26 protein-coding genes are annotated in these 20,331 nt (G+C 41.3%); 11 read left to right on the top strand and 15 right to left on the bottom strand.

Annotation, left to right across the window (positions count from 1 at the left end):
• The first annotated feature begins 33 nt into the window (after positions 1-33).
• Positions 34-780, top strand: a complete 747-nt coding sequence (locus tag H7F25_RS12565; protein WP_370880888.1) for an ABC transporter permease — start codon at positions 34-36, stop codon at positions 778-780.
• Between the two features lie 32 nt (positions 781-812).
• On the opposite strand, the gene ytkD is transcribed toward H7F25_RS12565, so the two are convergent.
• A complete protein-coding gene (ytkD, locus tag H7F25_RS12570; RefSeq protein ID WP_185853787.1) occupies positions 813-1,289 on the bottom strand; it encodes an RNA deprotection pyrophosphohydrolase in 477 nt (158 codons plus the stop codon).
• Between the two features lie 248 nt (positions 1,290-1,537).
• On the opposite strand from ytkD, the gene H7F25_RS12575 reads away from it, so the two are divergent.
• Positions 1,538-2,149 (top strand): TerD family protein, encoded by a 612-nt coding sequence (locus H7F25_RS12575; RefSeq protein ID WP_241258030.1) that lies wholly within the window; start codon positions 1,538-1,540, stop codon positions 2,147-2,149.
• Positions 2,150-2,171: 22 nt separating this feature from the next.
• The gene (locus H7F25_RS12580; protein ID WP_024424922.1) at positions 2,172-2,957 is read left to right on the top strand and encodes an AIM24 family protein; all 786 of its coding nucleotides are present in this window, start codon (positions 2,172-2,174) and stop codon (positions 2,955-2,957) included.
• Between the two features lie 28 nt (positions 2,958-2,985).
• Here H7F25_RS12580 and H7F25_RS12585 read toward each other — a convergent pair whose 3' ends face one another.
• The 4 genes from H7F25_RS12585 to H7F25_RS12600 form a co-directional block, all read right to left on the bottom strand.
• On the bottom strand, positions 2,986-3,294 hold the full coding sequence (locus H7F25_RS12585; RefSeq protein WP_024425787.1) for a hypothetical protein: 309 nt from the start codon (positions 3,292-3,294) through the stop codon (positions 2,986-2,988).
• A 43-nt stretch (positions 3,295-3,337) separates the two neighbouring features.
• Entirely contained in the window at positions 3,338-3,742 is a 405-nt protein-coding gene (locus H7F25_RS12590) for a phage holin family protein (protein ID WP_149126353.1), read from the bottom strand.
• Between the two features lie 153 nt (positions 3,743-3,895).
• Positions 3,896-4,087, bottom strand: a complete 192-nt coding sequence (locus tag H7F25_RS12595; RefSeq protein ID WP_024424925.1) for a hypothetical protein — start codon at positions 4,085-4,087, stop codon at positions 3,896-3,898.
• Between the two features lie 125 nt (positions 4,088-4,212).
• Entirely contained in the window at positions 4,213-4,650 is a 438-nt protein-coding gene (locus H7F25_RS12600) for a Dps family protein (protein WP_025093663.1), read from the bottom strand.
• Positions 4,651-4,781: 131 nt separating this feature from the next.
• On the opposite strand from H7F25_RS12600, the gene ytzI reads away from it, so the two are divergent.
• The gene (gene ytzI, locus H7F25_RS12605; protein WP_003217544.1) at positions 4,782-4,928 is read left to right on the top strand and encodes a YtzI protein; all 147 of its coding nucleotides are present in this window, start codon (positions 4,782-4,784) and stop codon (positions 4,926-4,928) included.
• A gap of 8 nt (positions 4,929-4,936) precedes the next feature.
• Here ytzI and H7F25_RS12610 read toward each other — a convergent pair whose 3' ends face one another.
• Entirely contained in the window at positions 4,937-5,374 is a 438-nt protein-coding gene (locus H7F25_RS12610) for a FixH family protein (RefSeq protein WP_024425786.1), read from the bottom strand.
• A gap of 118 nt (positions 5,375-5,492) precedes the next feature.
• Positions 5,493-5,966, bottom strand: a complete 474-nt coding sequence (locus H7F25_RS12615; RefSeq protein ID WP_003217624.1) for an S-ribosylhomocysteine lyase — start codon at positions 5,964-5,966, stop codon at positions 5,493-5,495.
• 126 nt (positions 5,967-6,092) lie between these two features.
• Between H7F25_RS12615 and yidD the strand changes: the two genes are divergently transcribed.
• On the top strand, positions 6,093-6,317 hold the full coding sequence (yidD, locus tag H7F25_RS12620; RefSeq protein WP_039180891.1) for a membrane protein insertion efficiency factor YidD: 225 nt from the start codon (positions 6,093-6,095) through the stop codon (positions 6,315-6,317).
• A gap of 1 nt (position 6,318) precedes the next feature.
• Here the strand turns inward: yidD and H7F25_RS12625 are convergent, their stop codons facing one another.
• Complete coding sequence (locus tag H7F25_RS12625) at positions 6,319-6,885, bottom strand: beta-class carbonic anhydrase (RefSeq protein WP_024424929.1); 567 nt, start codon at positions 6,883-6,885, stop codon at positions 6,319-6,321.
• A 214-nt stretch (positions 6,886-7,099) separates the two neighbouring features.
• On the opposite strand from H7F25_RS12625, the gene H7F25_RS12630 reads away from it, so the two are divergent.
• On the top strand, positions 7,100-8,083 hold the full coding sequence (locus H7F25_RS12630; protein ID WP_103132322.1) for a metal ABC transporter solute-binding protein, Zn/Mn family: 984 nt from the start codon (positions 7,100-7,102) through the stop codon (positions 8,081-8,083).
• Positions 8,084-8,160: 77 nt separating this feature from the next.
• Here H7F25_RS12630 and H7F25_RS12635 read toward each other — a convergent pair whose 3' ends face one another.
• Positions 8,161-8,403, bottom strand: a complete 243-nt coding sequence (locus H7F25_RS12635; RefSeq protein ID WP_024424931.1) for a type B 50S ribosomal protein L31 — start codon at positions 8,401-8,403, stop codon at positions 8,161-8,163.
• 176 nt (positions 8,404-8,579) lie between these two features.
• On the opposite strand from H7F25_RS12635, the gene H7F25_RS12640 reads away from it, so the two are divergent.
• From H7F25_RS12640 to H7F25_RS12655, 4 genes are all read left to right on the top strand, one after another.
• Positions 8,580-9,911 carry a cytochrome ubiquinol oxidase subunit I gene (locus H7F25_RS12640; RefSeq protein ID WP_024425783.1) on the top strand — a complete coding sequence of 444 codons (1,332 nt, stop codon included), beginning with the start codon at positions 8,580-8,582 and terminating at the stop codon, positions 9,909-9,911.
• A 22-nt stretch (positions 9,912-9,933) separates the two neighbouring features.
• Positions 9,934-10,980 carry a cytochrome d ubiquinol oxidase subunit II gene (locus H7F25_RS12645; protein WP_185854548.1) on the top strand — a complete coding sequence of 349 codons (1,047 nt, stop codon included), beginning with the start codon at positions 9,934-9,936 and terminating at the stop codon, positions 10,978-10,980.
• A 68-nt stretch (positions 10,981-11,048) separates the two neighbouring features.
• Positions 11,049-11,207: a DUF1540 domain-containing protein gene (locus H7F25_RS12650; RefSeq protein ID WP_008360682.1), complete on the top strand. Its 159-nt coding sequence runs from the start codon at positions 11,049-11,051 to the stop codon at positions 11,205-11,207.
• Positions 11,208-11,232: 25 nt separating this feature from the next.
• Complete coding sequence (locus H7F25_RS12655; RefSeq protein ID WP_024424934.1) at positions 11,233-11,424, top strand: hypothetical protein; 192 nt, start codon at positions 11,233-11,235, stop codon at positions 11,422-11,424.
• 106 nt (positions 11,425-11,530) lie between these two features.
• On the opposite strand, the gene menC is transcribed toward H7F25_RS12655, so the two are convergent.
• From menC to H7F25_RS12685, 6 genes are all read right to left on the bottom strand, one after another.
• Positions 11,531-12,655 (bottom strand): o-succinylbenzoate synthase, encoded by a 1,125-nt coding sequence (gene menC, locus H7F25_RS12660; protein ID WP_056766985.1) that lies wholly within the window; start codon positions 12,653-12,655, stop codon positions 11,531-11,533.
• Positions 12,642-14,102, bottom strand: coding sequence for an o-succinylbenzoate--CoA ligase (locus H7F25_RS12665; protein ID WP_149126351.1), 1,461 nt, complete (start codon positions 14,100-14,102; stop codon positions 12,642-12,644). Before H7F25_RS12665 ends, menC begins: the two co-directional genes overlap by 14 nt.
• Before the next feature lie 71 nt (positions 14,103-14,173).
• The gene (gene menB / locus H7F25_RS12670) at positions 14,174-14,992 is read right to left on the bottom strand and encodes a 1,4-dihydroxy-2-naphthoyl-CoA synthase (RefSeq protein ID WP_024424937.1); all 819 of its coding nucleotides are present in this window, start codon (positions 14,990-14,992) and stop codon (positions 14,174-14,176) included.
• 20 nt (positions 14,993-15,012) lie between these two features.
• Positions 15,013-15,834 (bottom strand): 2-succinyl-6-hydroxy-2,4-cyclohexadiene-1-carboxylate synthase, encoded by an 822-nt coding sequence (gene menH / locus H7F25_RS12675; protein WP_122632228.1) that lies wholly within the window; start codon positions 15,832-15,834, stop codon positions 15,013-15,015.
• Positions 15,816-17,561, bottom strand: coding sequence for a 2-succinyl-5-enolpyruvyl-6-hydroxy-3-cyclohexene-1-carboxylic-acid synthase (gene menD, locus H7F25_RS12680; protein ID WP_185853788.1), 1,746 nt, complete (start codon positions 17,559-17,561; stop codon positions 15,816-15,818). The genes menH and menD overlap by 19 nt, the downstream gene beginning before the upstream one ends.
• Positions 17,554-18,972, bottom strand: a complete 1,419-nt coding sequence (locus H7F25_RS12685) for an isochorismate synthase (RefSeq protein ID WP_185853789.1) — start codon at positions 18,970-18,972, stop codon at positions 17,554-17,556. Before H7F25_RS12685 ends, menD begins: the two co-directional genes overlap by 8 nt.
• Positions 18,973-19,352: 380 nt before the next feature.
• Here H7F25_RS12685 and H7F25_RS12690 point away from each other — a divergent pair, with 380 nt between their 5' ends.
• The gene (locus H7F25_RS12690) at positions 19,353-20,291 is read left to right on the top strand and encodes a 1,4-dihydroxy-2-naphthoate polyprenyltransferase (protein WP_185853790.1); all 939 of its coding nucleotides are present in this window, start codon (positions 19,353-19,355) and stop codon (positions 20,289-20,291) included.
• The last annotated feature ends 40 nt before the right edge of the window (positions 20,292-20,331 follow it).

Here is a 20,331-nt window from a genome sequence, read left to right on the forward strand (position 1 = left end):
CTTTTACATGAAGCCTATCGCAAAAAATACCGAATGGAAAAACGCATGACCCGAATCTATCAGTTCATTATTTTCGCCAGCTTCTTTTCGCTTTGGGAGCTTGCCAGTCATTTTCGTCTTATCGATCCACTGATATTTAGTTCACCATCAGCAGTCTGCCAATTGTTTGTACAAAAAATATCCGATGGGTCTTTAATGAATCATATGAGTATTACATTATTTGAAACGGTGCTCGGATTTCTACTTGGTACCTTTTGCGGCATTTTGCTCGCTGCCGCCTTATGGTGGTCCACCCGCCTGGCAAACGTTCTTGATCCTTATTTAGTCATTTTAAATGCCATGCCAAAAGTTGCCCTCGCTCCGATTTTAATTGTTGCCCTTGGGCCTGGCATGATCAGCATCGTTGCCATGGGCGCAATCATTAGTGTAATCATTACGACGATCGTCATCTATACAGCCTTTCAAGAGGTCGATGAGAATTATTTAAAGGTGATGAAAACCTTTGGTGCGAAAAAAAGCGTCGTCTTTCGCGAGGTCATTTTGCCAGCTAGTATTCCAACGATGATTTCTGCCATCAAGGTCAATGTCGGCCTTTCTTGGGTTGGGGTTATTGTAGGGGAATTTCTTGTTTCCTCAAAAGGGCTCGGCTACATGATCATTTACGGCTTTCAAGTCTTCAACTTTACACTCGTGTTCTTAAGTCTTTTCATTATTGCCGTGTTTGCGACCATCATGTACCAGCTTGTGGAATGGCTCGAACGCCGTTTTCTTCAAAAATAAAAAAGCACAGGGATTGTCACCCCTGCGCTTTTTTAAAGAATCAAACCGTTCTTTTCTAAATAAGCAAGACTTTGTCTTAACACATCATCTTTCATAATAAAACTGAAATTCTTATTTTTGGCGATGGATCTTGGCAAGTCTGCGAAAAGAACGGGTCCTTTCGTTTCAAAATACGTGTCTTGCTTCACTAGCTTTTCAATATCAGCGAAATAAATATTCTTGACAATGACCTTTTCTCTGCCCAGCACCTGATATTGACCAATATACGTTAATTCACGAACAACAGCACCCGTCTCTTCTTGAATCTCCCGTATAGCGGCTTGGTCTGCTTCTTCATCCGGCTCAACTTTCCCTCCTGGAAACTCATAGCCCCGATCCTCATGTTCAGTGAGCAGCCATTTCCCTTGGTAGCGGCAGATGGCCCAAACATGCTTAGGATGACTTGAAAAAGGCTTCTCCTCAAAAGAGAGCTTGACCGTATTATGATAATAGTCTTTAAATACATGCATGTGAAATCCCTCATATCCTGTCCTTGCTTCTTGTAAAACATCATACCACAGATCACATTTATCTGAAGAATTTTTATCAAAAGTGAAACAAACGAGTGGTTCTAACTCGTCTGTATCTAAAATGAGGTATTGTTGCTAAAACCTTTTTATCATCTCCAACTTCACCCAATTTTAATCATGAAACCTTTTATCCCTATATGACGTAAATGAATCAGTGTTTGTCCTATGACAACGAGGAGGAAATCAGCATGAGTATAAAAAATGGGTCAAAACAAAACGCGTCCCATGAGGTGATCAAGAAACACCTCTTGAAAGGGCAAAAGTTAGATTTAACAAAAGACAATCCAGCGGCCGACCAAATTCATATCGGGCTTGGCTGGGACCTGGCTGGTCAGCCAATTGATTTAGATACGCAAGTGTTTCTTTTAAATGAAGAGGACAAACTGTTGTCTCCTAAGCATCTGATCTATTATCACCAGCAGCAAAGCTTAGATGGAGCTGTTCGTCACCTTGGTGATCATCAATTTGGCGGAGGGTATCGAGACAATGAAATGATTATTATGCAATTAAGCAGAGTCTCACCTGATATTCATAAAATTGTCGTCACAGCCACGATACATGATGCACACGAACGCCAGCATCATTTTGGACAAGTCACCAATGCCTACGTGCGACTTACGAATCAAATCTCGCAGCAAGAGATTTGTACCTTTCAGTTAACAGATGATTATTCGTATTGTACATCCATTATATGCGCTGAACTCACGAGAGATCAGGAGGAATGGAAAATCACGGCGACCGGGCAAGGGACTACTCTAGATTTAAATGATTTATGCCGCATCTACGGATTTACATCTTGACGCAGGAAAGGAGCCGGCACCTATGGGATTTCATTTCAACACGATAGAAGAGCTTACCTTACAAGCAGAAGGCAGCGGAATCTTTTTTGCCAAAAAAGGCGCCATGATTGCTGATCAAGGAAGTTTCCAATACCGCAAGCGATTACTTGGAACGAATAAAGGAAATATGGTCAGCCAAGTATTTAACCATATCAGCAGGAAATTCACAGGTGAAAACCTTGAGATGATGGAAGTGAGTGGACAAGGTACTTGCTACTTGGCGGATGCAAGCGAGCATGTAACAGTGATTAATCTTGAGCCAAGCGGTCCTTGGCAGCATGTAAGTGTAGAAAGTGAAGATTTACTTGCCTTTACTGAGGAATGCCATTACGGCGTCACACCAGTAGGCGTTGGTATTTTATCACAGAAAGGACTGTTTACATCAAAACTCTCTTATCAAGGGCACGGAGCGCAAGTCGCTATTAAAACGAATGGAAATCCGCTCATTTTAAAAGCCCCCTGCCGTGTAGACCCTGACGCAATTGTTGCTTGGACAGGCAAAGCACCGAAGGTCAAACTCGATGTGAACTGGAAAACTTTCATTGGACAAACATCTGGCGAATCCTACTTATTTGAGTTTCAGGAACAAGATCAAATCGTCATTATCCAGCCATCTGAGCGCACATCTGGCTTACGGGTGGGCTTAGATGATAATCGCTACAAACCTCAGAGCCAGAGCTCCTCTCATGAATTCACCAATTCACAGCAAGAAAATAGAGGCGGCGGGATCAGTGATTTGATCGGAGGCATTTTACAACCGCGAAAATAAAGCATGTAGAGATTCTCTACATGCTTTTTCAATTCATCAAACCATTTGTCTCAATAAAGCTCCTTGTTTCTTCATTGCCGAGCTCATAAATCATTGTGTAAATCTCTTTTCTTTTTCTATCCATTTCATCATTTGGACTATCATAATGATATTCAAGAAACGGAACATGCGCCCGAAAGAAGCCTTTCCAATCTGTCATATACTGTTCATCGAAGTAGTCTCTCAGCTGCAAAATTTGATCATCATCTGCTTCTATTTGAAATTGCCAAGCCGCTGCATCTCTATGCTGCGATATCGATCCATCTTGTACGGATACATAGTATGTGTGTCTCGCCATCCGAATCATCCTTTTTCCTTTAGTATGACCAGATATGAGGAAATTACGGCTTTTTGCGCAATTTATTTTTCAACATGTCCAATACATCAATAAACAACTGTGGAATGGGAACTCCAAGGGCTCTGGCTGTCGAGACGATTTGGTAAGATTCATAAATAATATAAAAGATGATCGCTAAATCCTTAATCGTCCCAGTTGTCTTCAGCATGACATCGAAGAAATGTGCCATAGATATTAAGGAGACGGTCACGACCTTTCGAACAAGCCGCGTTAAAAACCGCTTCATTGTGAGCTGCCCAGTCAAAGATTCTCTTAGGCTTGAACAAATTAATTCAATAGCCATCAACGTCACTAAAATCATCAGTAAATATCCTGCTCCACCAAACAGAAAGCCCATCGCCGACAAACTCACTGTAACCAACGAAAAGATGCCTAAATCCTTGCTCACTTGGCATCAACATCCTTTCAAAGTGGAACTCCTTACCTCAATAGTATATGCCGAATTCTCGCAATAGCTTGGACGACAAAAAATAAAGGCGCTGTTATGTATTCAGGGAGACGAATGAGACCAAAAAAGCCGCCCATGAGGCGGCTTCTCTTTTTAGACTCTGACATCAATAAATGAAGCATCTGAATCCTTTGGCTGAACAGCTTGAGGCTGCTGCTGCACTTGATCCAGCATCACCATAGCTTGTGCTGTATTCGTAGCAAGCTGTGAATTCAACAAACTAATATTGAGTGTCTTTTGAATGCTCGCTACTTGCTGACTCATCATTCCTGCAATAGAAGACATCTTCTTCCCTCCCTTCTCTTTTCTCTTCGGCTGAAAGCCCTATGATTTCAATGGGCTGTCTGTCCCGATTCCAATAAAAAAAGAATGTCGGTCTATTGATGACCGACATTCTTTTCATACATGTATTATCCTAAATATGCTTTAAGCATCCAGTTGTGTTTTTCAATGGATTGATGAATCGCAAGCAGCATATCACCTGTAGTTTCATCGCCAACCTCTGCAGCCAGCTCCATTCCTTGCTTTAATTCCTCAGCGATATTGGAGAAATCATCATATAGATTTTTCACCATTTGCTCCGCTGATTCATTGCCTTCTGCTTCTTGAATGCTGGAAATTTCTAAGCACTCTTTCATTGTGGCAACAGGCTGTCCATTTAAAGCAAGCATACGCTCAGCCAAATCATCAATATATGTAGCTGTTTCTGTATATAGTTCCTCAAATTTCTCATGGAGTGTAAAGAAATCTTTTCCCTTTACATACCAATGATAGTTATGTAATTTCACGTAAAGCACAGTCCAATCAGCTACTTGTTTATTAACGACGTTTAATAATTGTTCAGACATATTTATTCCTCCTTATGTAATTGCGTTTAGTATGAGAATACCCTTTTCTTATTATACTGAAACCTGCCGTCAATTTCTTCTATTTTGACTGCATGAAATATATGTTAATATGGAAATAAGGAGGGAGTTAGATGCTGTTACTTGGGATTATCAGCTTTATCATTATCTCAATCGTTGTCTTTTTATCATTGTGGACGACATCTAAGGCTTATGAATATAAGCATAAAGTCGATTCACCACAGGATGCAGAACCAAATCAACGTCCTAATCCAAAATAAATCCGCTTTTAATGATGTGAGGTTTCTTCTTCTGCAGTAGTTGAACTCTCTTTTTTCACCTCACCTACGTGGATGTTCGTTTTCGGCATATTATGCTGCTGTTTAGCTGTCACATGGACTTGTATGATATAAAGGCCATCTTTTTTGAAGGCGGTGTGCAATTCGTATACACCCTTGTTTTCTTTCTTTGGCTGAATCATCTTGCTGTTATCCTTGTCGCCATCTTTCCACACTTCAAATTGAACATCATCTGCATCATCAACAGGCGTATCACCGTATGTGACAGCTGCTTTTACTATAACGCTTTCATTTTTCTCCACTTGCTCAGGTCCTGTGAGCTTTACTTCTAACAGCTCAGGCACTTCCCCTTTGCCGCTATTTGCTGCAGAGTTTCCACATGCACTCAATAACGTGAGTATCAGAATCATTCCCAACATTTTTCGCATCCTGCGTTTCCCCCTTCTTTTACTGACATGTCCATTTTAACAAATATCCCCTATTTTGACATCTCTGTTTGAATTCAAATAAAAAACCGGACATCTCAATGTCCGGTTCAAAATTCTATTAACCAAATACTTTTAAAAGCTCTTCTTGATCCTGAGAAAGCCAGAAACGCATTAAACGTTTTGCCCCTTCAAGATCATGAAGCTTCGCTTGGCCGCATTGCTCTTCGTTTGCAGCAGGAATTTCTGTTACTTCAACCGCATCCTTGAATGTTGCATCAAGAAGTTCAACGATCTCTTTTGGAGTTGGTGCACCACTGACAACTAAATAGTAGCCTGTCTGGCAGCCCATTGGAGAAATATCGATGATATCAAAATGATCATATTTCTCTGAGTGTGTTCTAATATTAAACGCAAGCAAATGCTCTAATGTATGAATCGTATCAGGTTTCATCGCCTGCTTGTTGGGCTGACAAAAACGAATATCGAATTTATTTACTTCCCCATCTGATCCCACTTTATGAACGCCGCAATGACGAACATATGGCGCTTTTACAGCATTATGATCAAGTTCAAAGCTTTCGACTGAAGGCATAATCACCACTCCTATAATTGCAATTTCCTATATTATAACATATTTCTCCGACCAGTTTAGTTTATAAAACTTTCCTTCCTTGTTCTTTTTTCTTATACTGTGGAAGACAGACAAGGAGGAACCTCTATGAAACAAATTTTTATCGGCATAATACGCTTTTATCAAAAATGTATTTCCCCTCTGACACCGCCAAGCTGCCGGTTTTATCCAACATGCTCAAACTATGGACTAGAGGCAATCAAAACGCATGGAGCGATCAAGGGCGGCTGGCTCACCATAAAACGGATTTTGAAATGTCATCCGCTTCACCCTGGCGGCATCGATCCTGTCCCGCCTAAAAAGGAAAAGTAACTTACTTTTCTTCATATCCGTTGACAACTAAGTCAAGCTTCCCTGTTCCAGGGTCAATGACAAGCCCGTGTACAGGTACATCTGATGGAAGAAGCGGGTGATTTTTTACTACAGACACACTGTCCTTCACGCTCTCTTCAACTGAACTAAAGCTTTTGAGCCACTGTTTAAAATCAATTCCTGAGTATTCCAGTACTTCAATACGTTTTTCTGGAATACCGCGCTCAACGGCTTTATTTAAAAGTGTCTGGCTGTCTATTTTACTCATCCCGCAATCATGGTGCCCAATGACATATACCTCGTCAGCATTTAATTCGTAAACAGCAACTAAAATACTTCGCATAATACTTCCAAATGGATGAGAAACAAGCGCCCCAGCACTTTTGACAATCTTAATATCACCATTTTTCATGTTCATGGCACGCGGAAGCAGTTCAACAAGTCTTGTATCCATACACGATAGAATGACAGCTTTTTTCTGTGGAAACTTTGTTGTTGTAAATTCTTCGTATTTCTTTTCTTCAATAAATTGTTGATTATATTCGATGATTTCATCTAAAAGTTTCATACGTTTGTCCATTCCTTTATCTTTTTTTAAAAATAAATATAGCACAATGTAAGAAATTTCGTCACGTGTTGCTGCTTATTTTTTTAGAGGAAACATCTGCTGACGAAAATTTTTTATTTTCCTCTTTTCAAATCGTAATTATTACGATACAATAACTCAGGACATTAAATCGTAATCATTTCTATCTATTAGATTGAGAGGAGACATTTTCTACATGAAAAAAATCTTTTTTATTTTAACAGCTGCTTTATTCGCGATCGGTCTTGCCGCTTGCTCAAGCAGTGCGGGCACTAATGCTTCAAAAGGAAAGGCAGACGGGAAACTAATCATTTACACCACGATCTTCCCAATTCAAGATTTCACTGAAAAAATTGGCGGCTCTCACGTTCATGCTCAAAGCGTGTATCCTGCAAATGCAGATGCACACAGCTTTGAACCAAGTTCAAAAACAATGGTTGAAATGGCTGAAGGTGATGCCTTTATCTACAGCGGCACAGGGGCTGAAGCATTCGCAGACAAAACTGCTGCCACTTTAAAAGACCAAGGTGTGAAAACAGTCAAAGCAGCCGAAGGCATCAAATTGTTATCGACAAATGAAGAACATGCACATGAAGAAGGCGAAGATCATGACCATGAAGGTGAAGACCATGATCATGACGGGCACGATCACGGAGATAAAGACCCTCATGCATGGTTAGACCCGGTTTATGCACAGCAAATGGCGAAAAACATTAAAAACACACTCGTCTCTTTAGATCCAGATCATAAAGACGAATACACAAAAAACTATGAACATCTAAAAAAAGATTTGCAATCGTTAGATCAAGAATTTAAAACAACGTTATCTAAAGCGAAACATAAAGAAATTCTTGTTTCTCACGCAGCTTATGGTTATTGGGAAAAGCGCTATGGCATTGAGCAAATCAGTGTTTTAGGGTTATCCGCTTCTGAGGAGCCATCACAAAAACAGCTCGAAAACATTGTACAAAAAGCGGAAAAGCATCACATTCAATACGTTATTTTTGAAAACAACGTCAGCAGCAAAGTATCAGATACAATCCGCAGTGAAATTGGGGCAAAAAGCTTGACCCTTAAAAATCTAGAATCCATTACTGAGGATGATGTCAAAAATGGCGAAAGCTACGTCAGCTTAATGAAACAAAACTTAAAGACCTTAAAAACTGCATTAAATGATTAATGCTTTGAACCCCGGGTGATCAACCGGGGTTTTTTGCTGTAAAAAAAAGCACACCGTTATCAGGCGTGCTTTTTTGATTACATTTGATATTTTTTCTTAAACTGCTCAGCTCTTCCGCCTTTTTCTCCGAATTTTTGACGTCCTGTATAAAAAGGATGCGTATCAGAGCTTGTTTCTACTTTAATGACAGGATACGTTTTCCCATCTTCCCACTCTACTGTCTCATTTGATGTCTTTGTTGATCTACTCAAGAAGCGGTAACCGCTGTTTACGTCCATAAATACAACTTCATGTGAGGTTGGATGAATATCTCTTTTCAATGTCAAAACTCCTTTCGTTAATAAAACGTAATGGTTACGTTTTATATTTATATTCTACTCCCTCTTTTACAACTTGTCAAAAAACAAGCTTTCTTAGTCAGGAAGAATAATCTAAAAATGGTGGAGAATAATAAGCATCATGAAAAAGAGAAGCGATAAGAAAGGCGGAGAAAAAATTGACTGATCTCGTTTTAGCTAGAAGCCTGTTCGGCACAACCATGGGCTTTCATATTATTTATGCCTCGCTTGGCGTTGGCATCCCGCTAATGATTTTGTTAGCTGAACTCATCTTTCAAAAAACGAAGGACCCGCATTATGCCATCATGGCCAAGCGGTGGACAAAAGCACAGGCTGTTCTGTTAGGGGTCGCCATTCCAACAGGTACTATTGCTGGTACGCAGCTTGCCCTTTTATGGCCAGGTTTTATGGAGGTCATCGGAAAGGTCATGTCACTGCCATTCCAGATTGAAATCTATGCGTTCTTTATAGAAGCATTATTTATGTCTATTTATGTGTACGCAGCGGATCGCCTATCAAATGCAATGCGCATCATTACGGTTATTTTTATCGTCATTGGTGCAGCTGCATCAGCGATTCTAATTACAAACGTACATGCTTTTGAAGGGACACCTGCCGGCTTTCAGATGGTGAATGGAGAAATCACAAATATCGAGCCTTGGAAGGCCTTTTTCAATCCAAGCTTTGCTGTAACTGCTACACATGTTGTGCTGTCTGCTTTTACAACAGGTGCTTTTGTGATTGCTTCAGTTGCAGCTTTTAAAATGCTCAAAACGAGAAAAAATGAGAAGCTCTATACATTTCATCGAAAAGCCCTTTTTCTTGGACTCATTGTAGGAGGACTTTTCTCTTTTCTAACAGCCTTAAATGGCCACGAATCCGCTCAGCTTCTGTATGAATATCAGCCTGAAAAGCTGGCTGGAGCTGAAGGTTTATTTGAAACGCAATCACATGCGCCTCTTGCAATAGGTGGTTTTACGGATGCTGATTCACAGGAAATTAAAGGTGCGATCGAAATTCCTTGGGCGCTCAGTTTTCTGGCAGGAAATAGCTTTGATACAGTGGTCAAAGGCTTAAATGATTTTCCTCGTGACGAGTGGCCGCCTTTATTTATACACACATTATTTAACGGCATGGTCATTATTGGATCGGTGCTCATTCTATTTGCGGTATTAGCACTACTTTACCGTAAAATTTTAAAACGGGACAAATTTCCGAAGTGGCTTCTTTTTCTTTACTTATTCGGCGGGCCTCTTAGTCTTTTGGCTATTGAATTTGGCTGGATCTTTGCTTGTACAGGCCGCCAGCCATGGGTTATTTATCGAATGCTCAAAACCTCAGAGGTTGTCACATCATCAGGCTCGATCGGGACACTTTTTATCCTTTTTGCCATTGTCTATCTCATCTTAGGCATAGCAACCGTTATTGTGCTGACTTACTACTTTAGAAAACATTCGATTGAAGAAGACCTACGGTTAACAGAATCTTAAAAAGGGAGCGATCTTGATGCAAATGGATGTTACAACTGATGCGCTCATTGCAATCACCATCTTATGGGGATTCGTTTTTATCTATGCAGTGATGGCATCAATGGATTTCGGCGCAGGATTTTGGTCGATGATTTATATGAATAGAGAACAAACAAAGGCCGCTAATATCGCAAATAAGTACCTTTCTCCAACATGGGAAGTGACAAACGTCTTTATTGTCGCCATCGTTGTCGCATTGTTCAGCTTGTTTCCAGGTGCGACCTTTGTACTTGGTACCGTTTTATTAATACCCGGCAGCATCATTTTATTGCTTCTTGCACTGCGAAGCGGGTTTCTCGTGTTTTCTCATTCACTGCCTAAGAAATACCGAAAAGCGGTGACGTATATTTCAGGGATCAGCGGCTTTATCATTCCGTCCATCCTGATCATGGTTCTCCCAATCACCCATGGTGGCTTTATCTTTCAGGAGAACAACGTCTACTCATTAGATCTTGGACTAGTCTTTACAAGTGCAAATGTCTATTCTTTTATCGGCTTTGCCATTTTCAGCACCCTTTTTCTTTCGTCCTTGCTTTTAGCTGATTTCTCTAATGTTGCTGATGAAGATGAAGCTTACAGCATTTATAGAAGAGGAGCGCTCATTACGGGTCCACTTTCACTCATGATGGCCTTTTTTATCATGCTGACATTACGAAGCGAGGCCAATTGGCTGTTCACAAAAATGATGCAGAACATTCCTATTCTTCTTGTATCTCTCTTAATGTTTTTGCTCGCAGGACTGGCTCTATTTTTACCAAACAGCCGGTTTAAGCATCGGAAAGGGAGACCACGCCTTGCCGTCATTGCGATTACCATTCAATATTTCTTAGCAAGCTATGTGTATGGGCGTGCCCATTTGCCTTACATGGCTTATCCAAATATTACAATCATGTCTGGATTTACAGACCCTGTCACATTTAGGGCATTATTTATCACCTATATTGTAGGGTTTATCATCTTGTTTCCCGGATTTTATTTCTTCTGGAAATTATTTATGAAGGATAAGCGCTATATTCGTCAGGAAGATTAACATGAATGGACAAGCATCATTTCGGTTACATTATAGATGAAAGACATACTCAAAAGGAGGTCATCTGTATGAGTCAAAAAATCCTTTGTGAAGTCAATAACTGTTCCTATTGGAATGCTGGAAACCGCTGTGGTGCAGATGCAATCTATGTCGTCAGCCACACAGGAAATACGGCTGAGAAAAGTGAAGAAACGGATTGTAAAACGTTTAAACCACAAGACCTTTAAGTCTCATTAAAGGAGGCGCTTCAATTTGAAACACGATCGGCTGCTTCAAACGTTTTTTGACGAAATTCATGACGCGGATGAAGCCGCATTCCACCAAGCCGCTCACTCCTTTTTAAATCTTTGGGATTATGAATATGGACATGCATCAAACATGCCAAGTGAAATTCATCAGTATATCGGACAGCTTGCTTATGACAGCGAGCTGGTTGAAGAGTAAGAAAGAGCGGATCACCGCTCTTTCTTTTTTGTTCAGACAGGAAGGAAAAACTTTCTCTCACTATACCTAGATTCTATTTGGGATGCAAAAGGTGATTCCTTCGTTTTTATCTCACAAAATCATGTTTTGTAAACACGTCGATTTTATCAGAAAACGAACGGAGCGCTTGGTAATCAACTTCCACGCCCATTCCTGGTGAACGAGGCACCTCAATAAACCCATTTTCAACCTTAATTTCAGGAAAAATGATATCCTGCTCCCAAAATTTTGACGAAGCTGAAATATCACCGGGAATCGTAAATTGAGGAAGCGAAGCAAGTGCTACGTTCTGCGCTCGGGAAATACCTGTTTCAATCATCCCTCCGCACCATAACGGAATTTGATGCTCCTTACTGAACGTATGAATTTTAAGAGCCTCTGTCAATCCGCCAACTCGTGAAGGCTTCACATTAATAATTTGACAGCTGCCAAGCTCTACAGCTTTTCTAGCATCATCTAAAGAACAAATACTTTCATCTAAACAAATCGGCGTTTTTAAATGCTTTTGCAAATGGCGGTGGTCCACAATATCATCTGCTGCTAAAGGCTGTTCAATCATTAATAAACGAATATCGTCGAGCTGCTTAAGCTTGCTGATATCTTTTAATTCATAAGCAGAGTTTGCATCTGCCATTAATGGCAGATCAGGAAAAGACTCTCTGATCTTTTGAAGAAGTCCAATATCTTGTCCAGGTTTAATTTTCACCTTCACCCGCTGATAACCTTGGTCAACAAATTGCTGAATTTGCTCAAGCATATCGTCAATAGGGCCTAACCCCGCCACAACACCAGATGGTATTTTATCTTTTGTACCGCCTAATACATCGCGTAAAGACTTATTCTCACGCTTCGCATAAATATCCCAAACAGCCGCTTCAATGCCTGCTTTCGCCATCCTATTGCCTTTAAATTGATACAGACTGTCAGGGATTTCTGAAGGATGTGTAAAGGTGCGCGTCAGCACGTTCGGGATAAAGAAAGCTCTCAGCATATGATAGCAAGTCTCAATTGTTTCTTCTGTATACCACGGAGAAGAAAAAGCAGAGACTTCTCCCCATCCAGTCAATCCTGTCTGATCTTTGACTTCAACAATAATAAACTCACGCTCTGAAATGGTTCCAAGACTTGTTGTAAATGGCTGTTTAAGCTTCATCGTGACATGATATAAAATTACTCGTTCAATTTGAATCATTTGAAAACCCCTTTGATCTGAGTCTGTGCCTTTGCAATTTATTCGACGCATTTCTTGGCAGCTCGTCCACAAAGTGAAAAGCGGCGGGCCATTTATATTTGGCTAAATGCGACTCACATAAAGCATAGAGCTCATTCTCCGGTATCTTATCATCTGTTACAAGGAAAGCAGCAGGTACCTCTCCCCATCTATCATCATACATACCCGTTACTCCGGCTTCCTTGACATGCGGATGTGTTAGCAGAACCGCTTCAATTTCCGCAGGATAAATATTTTCTCCGCCAGAAATAATTAAATCTGAACGGCGGTCAAGCACAAATAAGAACCCTTCCTCATCCACATAGCCAATATCACCCGTTTTCAGCCAGCCCTCATCAAAGGCAGCCGCGGTCGCTTCTTCACGGTAAAGGTAACCTTTCATCACATTTGCACCTTTCACCATAATTTCGCCATGCTCAAAAGGACGGCAAATGCGATCTCCATCTTGAATTTTCAGCTCACACCCAAAAAGAGGTTTTCCCGCTGACCCAATCTTCTCTACACTAAATTCGGGCGCAAGGGTCACAATTTGTGAACAGGTTTCCGTCATCCCGTACGATTGAAAGACAGGAAAGCCCTTCTCTTTGCTTTCTTGAAGCATCGCATAAGGCGCAGGTCCTCCGCCTAATAAAAGACAGCGCAAAGAAGACGGACATTCTGCCAATCTGCTTAACAAACGAGATAACATCGTCTGCACAACAGAAATCATCGTTACACGATGCCGTTCAATAGAATCCTTTACTTCATCGACGTCAAACTTCTGATGAAGCACGACTGTCATTCCATATATCACAGACTTAAATAAAGCAGATAAGCCGCTAATATGAAAAAGAGGCAGGGCAATGAGCCAGCGGTCATCCTCTCTGAGACCCAGATTCAGTGCAGAGGAAACAGCACTATGAAAATGATTGCCAAACGTTTGCTCTACCCCTTTTGGACGTCCTGTTGTCCCAGATGTATACATGATGGTCGCTGTTTCATTCAAATCAAATTCACTCTCGATCTTGTTGACATGGCCTTGCCCTGGTTCAGGTAAAGTTTCCATTGTATAAACGGGTAAATCACCCTCATGATCGCTTGCATAACTAGATTCTGTTAATAACGCCGCGGCTTTTGCATCTTCTAGCTGATAGCGCCTTTCAGCTTTTGTCAGCTTATTATTCAATAGCACAATTTTTAACCCTAATAAAAAACAGGCATTTACAAGCATCACCATTTGAGGATGATTGTTCATCAAAAGCGCAACCGTTTCCCCTTTTTTCAATGATGCCTGAGCAAGTCTATTTGAAAGCTCTTCCGCTTCTTGAGCTAATTCGTGAAATGTCCACTCTTTCTCTTGATAAATGAGTGCGACTCGATCTGGCGTTAAATAGGCACGGTGCAGCAGCCAATTAGGTTGCTTCATCATGACACCTCCTTTTCGTAAAAGAAAACAGCTTAGTCTGATGCACTAAGCTGTTGTTCATTGATATCATTGAATCAAGGGAAACGCGGGAACTGGCCGAAGTCCGGCTTGCGTTTTTCCTTAAAGGAATCGCGTCCTTCTTTTGCTTCATCTGTTGTGTAATAAAGAAGTGTCGCATCTCCTGCAAATTGCTGAATTCCAGCTAATCCATCCGTATCTGCGTTAAATGCAGCCTTCAAGAATCGTAAAGCAGTCGGGCTCTTTTCTAGCATCTCCTCACACCACTTCACCGTTTCTTCTTCAAGCTGATCTAATGGCACAACTGTGTTAACAAGTCCCATATCAAGCGCTTCTTGTGCATTGTATTGACGGCATAAGTACCAGATTTCTCTTGCTTTCTTATGACCAACAATACGTGCAAGGTAACCTGAACCATAACCAGCATCAAAGCTGCCTACTTTTGGACCTGTTTGTCCAAAAATTGCATTATCTGCTGCAATCGTCAGGTCACACACAACGTGAAGAACGTGGCCTCCGCCAATCGCGTAACCTGCTACCATTGCGATAACTGGTTTTGGAATGACACGAATCAAACGCTGCAAGTCTAATACATTTAGACGTGGAATTTGATCGTCTCCTACATAACCGCCATGGCCGCGAACTTTTTGGTCTCCACCAGAACAGAATGCTTTTCCGCCAGCACCTGCAAGTACGATCACACCAACTTCTGAATTATCACGAGCCCGTGAAAATGCATCAATTAATTCACTAACAGTCTTTGGGGTAAACGCGTTATGTACGTGCGGACGATTAATCGTAATCTTTGCGATCCCATTGTACGTTTCATATAAAATTTCGTCATACTGACGCTCAGTTTGCCATTCAATAGCCATCAATATTTCCTCCTCTAATCTTACGCTAAAATAAACTCACTTACTATTTTACCAAAAAAATGTGGTTGTTCCACATGAACTGTATGCCCAGCATGCTCAGCCACTATAAATTGACTTCCTTTCAGCTCCTGCTGCATACGTTTCCCGATATGGCAGAACTTTTCATCAAGCGTTCCGCAAATGAACAATACAGGCAAATGAATATGCTTTAATGCCTTCCAAACAGATGGCTGTGAACCTGTTCCAATTCCTTCTAAGCTGCGAGCCAGCCCAAGAGGATTGGCCTTCAGTCTTCCCTCTCTCAGCTCAGTCTGCCTTTCGGCTGATAAAGTTTTCTGCGAAGCAAACAAAGGAATGCTTTCCCAAAAATCCACAAACTTCACTAAGCCCTCATGTCTGATTTTTTGAGCGAGCTGATGATCATGCTTCAGTCTTGCCATCCGCTCTTTAAAAGTGCGTAGCCCAGGAGATGTACTCTCAAGAATCAATTTATTGACACGATCTGGATAACGAGCGGCAAATGATAAAGCAATACGTCCTCCCATAGAATATCCGAGAATATTCACTTTGTGAAGCTTTAATTGGTTTAAAATCTCTACAAGATCTGCCAGCTGCTGAGACATGGCATATCTTCTCACACTTTCTGGCGAGTCCGTACGCCCATGTCCAAGCAAGCTGATCTGAATCAGTCTTGTATTCTCCAAATAAGCATTCAAGAACGTCCAAGACGCTGCACTTCCAGTGAAGCCGTGTAAGCATAATGTGGCATTTGCTGCCGAAGGGTCCTGGTCCACCACTTCGTACGCTACCCCATCACGCATTCTTATGATGAGAGAAGGCATTCTTTTTTCACTTCTTCCAATATGTCATCCATCATTTGACGATGCTTGTCTACACGGGAATGACGATCTGTTTCAATTTCAATTAAATGAAGCCCTGGTTCATCTATATGCGCCATGTACACATCATGTAACTCTTGTTTCGTTGACGGTTTCGAATAGGTTCCCCCATATAACTTCGATGCATACTCAAAATTCAGTCCTGTCGGCGTACCGAAGAGCTTTTCATAATAAGGTTTATCAGACGCCTGCGGAAGGAAAGAAAAGATACCTCCCCCATCATTGTTTATCAAAACAACTGTCAGCGGAATGTCCATCAGCTTAGCTGCAAGCAGACCGTTCATATCATGGTAAAATGATAAATCTCCAATGACTAAAGTGACTGGCTGCTTCAAGGCTGCATACGTGCCAAGTGCTGTGGACACAACGCCGTCAATGCCATTTGCTCCGCGATTCGCCATCATTCGAAAAGGCTTGGACTGAGTCTCAAAAAATGTATCTACATCACGAATCGGCATACTATTACCGATAAAAAGGACACTCTCCTTTGGCAAGAGGTGCTGAAGCTGACGGTACACATTCCCTTCAAAGGACAAATCCTCATCTGAATAGCGGGCTGCATGCGTTCTGAATGAAGAATTAGCATTCTGCCAGCAGTTTAAGAAACTTGTCTCTTTACGTTGTACTGCTTGATTTAATGCTGCTTCTCCAAAAGCAGAGACAGTACTTTCAATGACGTATGAAGCACTTAACCCAGGATCACGAAAACCTCCGGCTGCATCTACAACAATCTGCTTTACTTCCGCATGTTTTTCCAGCCACTTGAATAAGGGCTTAGATACAGGCATCGGTCCAAAGCGAATGACCATATCCGGCAATAGGTGCTGCTGCAATGCTTCATCTTTCAATAAAGAATCATAAGCGTCGATAATTAGCTCTTTATTCTCATGCCCGTTGCGCAAAAGAGAAAGCGGGTCAGCTAAAATAGGTAAATGCAGAGCTTTTGAAAGGCGTAAAACTGCCTCTTTTTCTTCCTGTGTATGAAGTTCACCAGCCACAATCAGTCCCTTTTTTGATTGATTCATGACGGTTACGATTTCAGACATCACTCGATCATTTGGGAAAGCATGACCTGATGCTAATACCTTTTTCGTGTCTGATTCTTCTCGCGCGAAAGGGTCAATAGACAGATCAGGAAGCAATGGTTCTCTCAGAGGTACATTGATCTGAACAGGCCCTTTTGGCTCCTGCATCGACATGTGATTTGCTCTCGCAGCTGCTGTCTGAACATAACGCAGCATCGTTTGACTTTCCTCTGGCAATGCTAAGTCTGTGAACCATTTAACAAACTTACCGAATAAGAATTGCTGATCAATCGCTTGAGGTGCCCCAACTTCCCTCAATTCGTGCGGCCGATCAGCAGTTAAAACAATAAGAGGTACACGAGAATAATGCGCCTCTACAATGGCTGGATAAAAGTTAGCAGCTGCTGTACCTGATGTACAAATAAGCAGCACTGGTGATTGACTTGCTTTTGCAAGACCAAGCGCATAAAAAGCAGCAGACCGTTCGTCCACTAAAACATGGACATGGATGTCTTGATGAGCAAGGGCCAGCATCGCAAGCGGAGTTGAACGAGAACCAGGACAGACAACTGCCTCTTTCACACCACCTTGGACGAATTCATCCATCAATCTGCCTATATATGTTGTCATGATGTGATTATTCAATAGGATGACCTCCAAGAGCAGACAGCATTGGTCTTAACTTCACTTGTGTTTCCTCATACTCCTGCTTTGCAAGGGAATCCTCTACAATTCCGCAGCCGGCGAACAAACGAACACGATCTTCCTCAATAAGACCTGACCGAATGGCTACAGCAAATTCTCCATTATCCTGAGAATCAATCCAGCCTACCGGCGCTGCATACCAGCCGCGCTTAAGCGGTTCGATTTCACGAATCACTTCAACCGCCTTTTCCTTAGGATATCCGCCTAATGCCGGCGTCGGATGAAGCTGCTCAATTAATGAAAAGAGGGAACAGCTGCTTTTGATTTCTCCCACAATCGGTGTAAACAAATGCTGAATGTTTTTTGTTTTATAAAGACTTGGTTGATTTGGTTTATGCACATGAAGGCAATTCGCTTTAAATGCTTGCTCAATCATATTGACGACAATTTGATGTTCAATCAAATTCTTCTCATCATGCAGCAGTTCCTCGCCTAATGCGTGATCCTCCGCTTCATTTTTTCCGCGAACAATGGAACCTGCTAAACAGGATGAAAAGACCTCTCCACCGCTTTTTTTCACTAAGCGTTCCGGCGTGGCTCCGACAAATGCTTGTCTTCCCTGTTCAACCGCAAATACATAACTCGTTGTTTGGTGCTTTAATAATTCTGCTAATAGTGGAGCAAGTTCAATTTGATTTTTATAGTGAAGCAAGACTTCTCTTGCTAAAACAACCTTTTCATATTCGTTTGCACGAATGTGGTCTGTCGCTTCTTGGATCGCCTTCATCCATTCGTTCACATCCAGCTCTTCCATATGAACAAGTTCAGCTTGTCCACCAGTCCGTACTGGCAATGTCTCGAAACGAGAGGCTTTTTGTTCTAATTCTTGAATAAGCTGATGAACATTCCCGTCCATCTGCTTCCACTCATTGATCGTGAGAAAACTGCCTTCTTTTGAGACAGTCAGCATGATCGATGGCACAAAAAAATGAGCTTCGCCAAATGCTTCCCAATGACGTGCCTTCTCTTCGTGCGGATCAAACGAGAATCCTCCAAATAAAAGCGGACCAACAGCCGCTTGCTTTAACTCCTTCTCATCATGAAAATGGAACATGTGCTGTTTTAGCTGTTCCCATTCTTGATGGACTATATCGAATCGTTCCTTGCCTTGCTCAGATGATTTAATGACGGCCGCTCTGCCAAGTCCAGAAAATATCATTTGGCTTTCTGGATCAGACCAAAAAAACCGCTCGCCTAAAAAATCAGCTTCGCCGCTTTGGAAAAAGGCAAGAGGATCCAGATCGTCAACTCTTCTGGAGTAGCTTATCAAAACAGCATGGTTGACGTTATTCGCTTCTTCTAATGTCGCGAGCGCTTCCTGCCGGAAAGTACTTTGCACTGTTGTCACCATGATACATTCCTCCAAAATCCATGAAATAACATAAAAAATAAAACCATAACAAAAAAATACATGAACATTCGAATATGTCGAATGACCTGCTTTTCTATTATAAACCTTAACAGATGAACTTAGTAAAGAAAACAGCTTTTAAAACCTCGAATCCTTATTATATCACGCTTTCAAGATTTTTTCGCTCCTGCTTATTGAAACGAGAGCATCAAAGGTAAAATGGCAGGTCCTGTTCTAAAATCAAGCTTTCCTTCGATATGGCAACGATTAGCAAACATCTTTTTCCCGATTCATCGCATCAATATATTGACACCTTTTTGAACTTTGCTAAACTGGAATTTGGACGTGTACGTATTTTTTTATTTAAAGGAGTATATTTTATGCAGCATCAATCGATATCAGATCAGCTTTCACCAATAAAGCCTGATAAAAACTGGCGAATTTGGTGGAATTTACTACGACCGCATACACTAACAGCGGCATTTATTCCCGTTACTTTAGGAACTGTTTTAGCACTTCCAAGTGATCAAATACATGTTGGGCTGTTTTTAGCCATGCTGTTTGCATCTATGTTTATCCAAATCGCAACAAACATGTTTAATGAGTACTTTGATTATGTTCGCGGGCTTGACAACGAGAAATCTGTCGGCATCGGCGGAGCCATTGTAAGAAACGGTGTGAAGCCAAAGACAGTCCTCAGCCTCGCTTATGCTCTATTTGCACTTTCTTTATTGCTTGGGGTATATATTTGCATGATGTCTAGCTGGTGGATTGCACTAATAGGACTTATTTGTATGGCAGCAGGCTATTTCTATACTGGCGGCCCTGTACCAATTGCATATACACCGTTTGGAGAACTTGTTTCAGGTGCTTTTATGGGATTAGGAATCATCCTGATTAGTTTCTATATCCAAACTGGCACACTGACGTCTAAAGCGGTTCTCATCTCACTACCAATTTCTATTTTAGTTGGTGCCATCTTACTATCGAACAATATCCGTGATTTAGACGGGGATAAGGAAAATGGACGAAGAACCCTTGCCATTCTTGCTGGACGCAAAGCTGCAGTGAACATTTTACTTTCCATGTTTTTGGTATCATATGTACTCATTTTTGTTTATATCTTCACAGATATCGTCGGTCTTTGGAGTCTTCTTGTTTTACTGAGTGTGCCAAAAGCCTATACAGCCATTAAAGAGTTTAAACAAAAAGAAAAGCCGATTGAATTAATGAATGCCATGAAATCTACAGCTCAAACCAATACATTTTTTGGTTTTCTGCTGACGATCGCTTTGATCTTACAATACTATATCGCGTAACAAAGAACGCCTGCAGCCGCAGGCGTTTTTTTAATAAGGA

The sequence above is a fragment of the Bacillus sp. PAMC28571 genome (assembly GCF_014250435.1).
Lineage (GTDB): Bacteria > Bacillota > Bacilli > Bacillales > Bacillaceae > Bacillus > Bacillus safensis.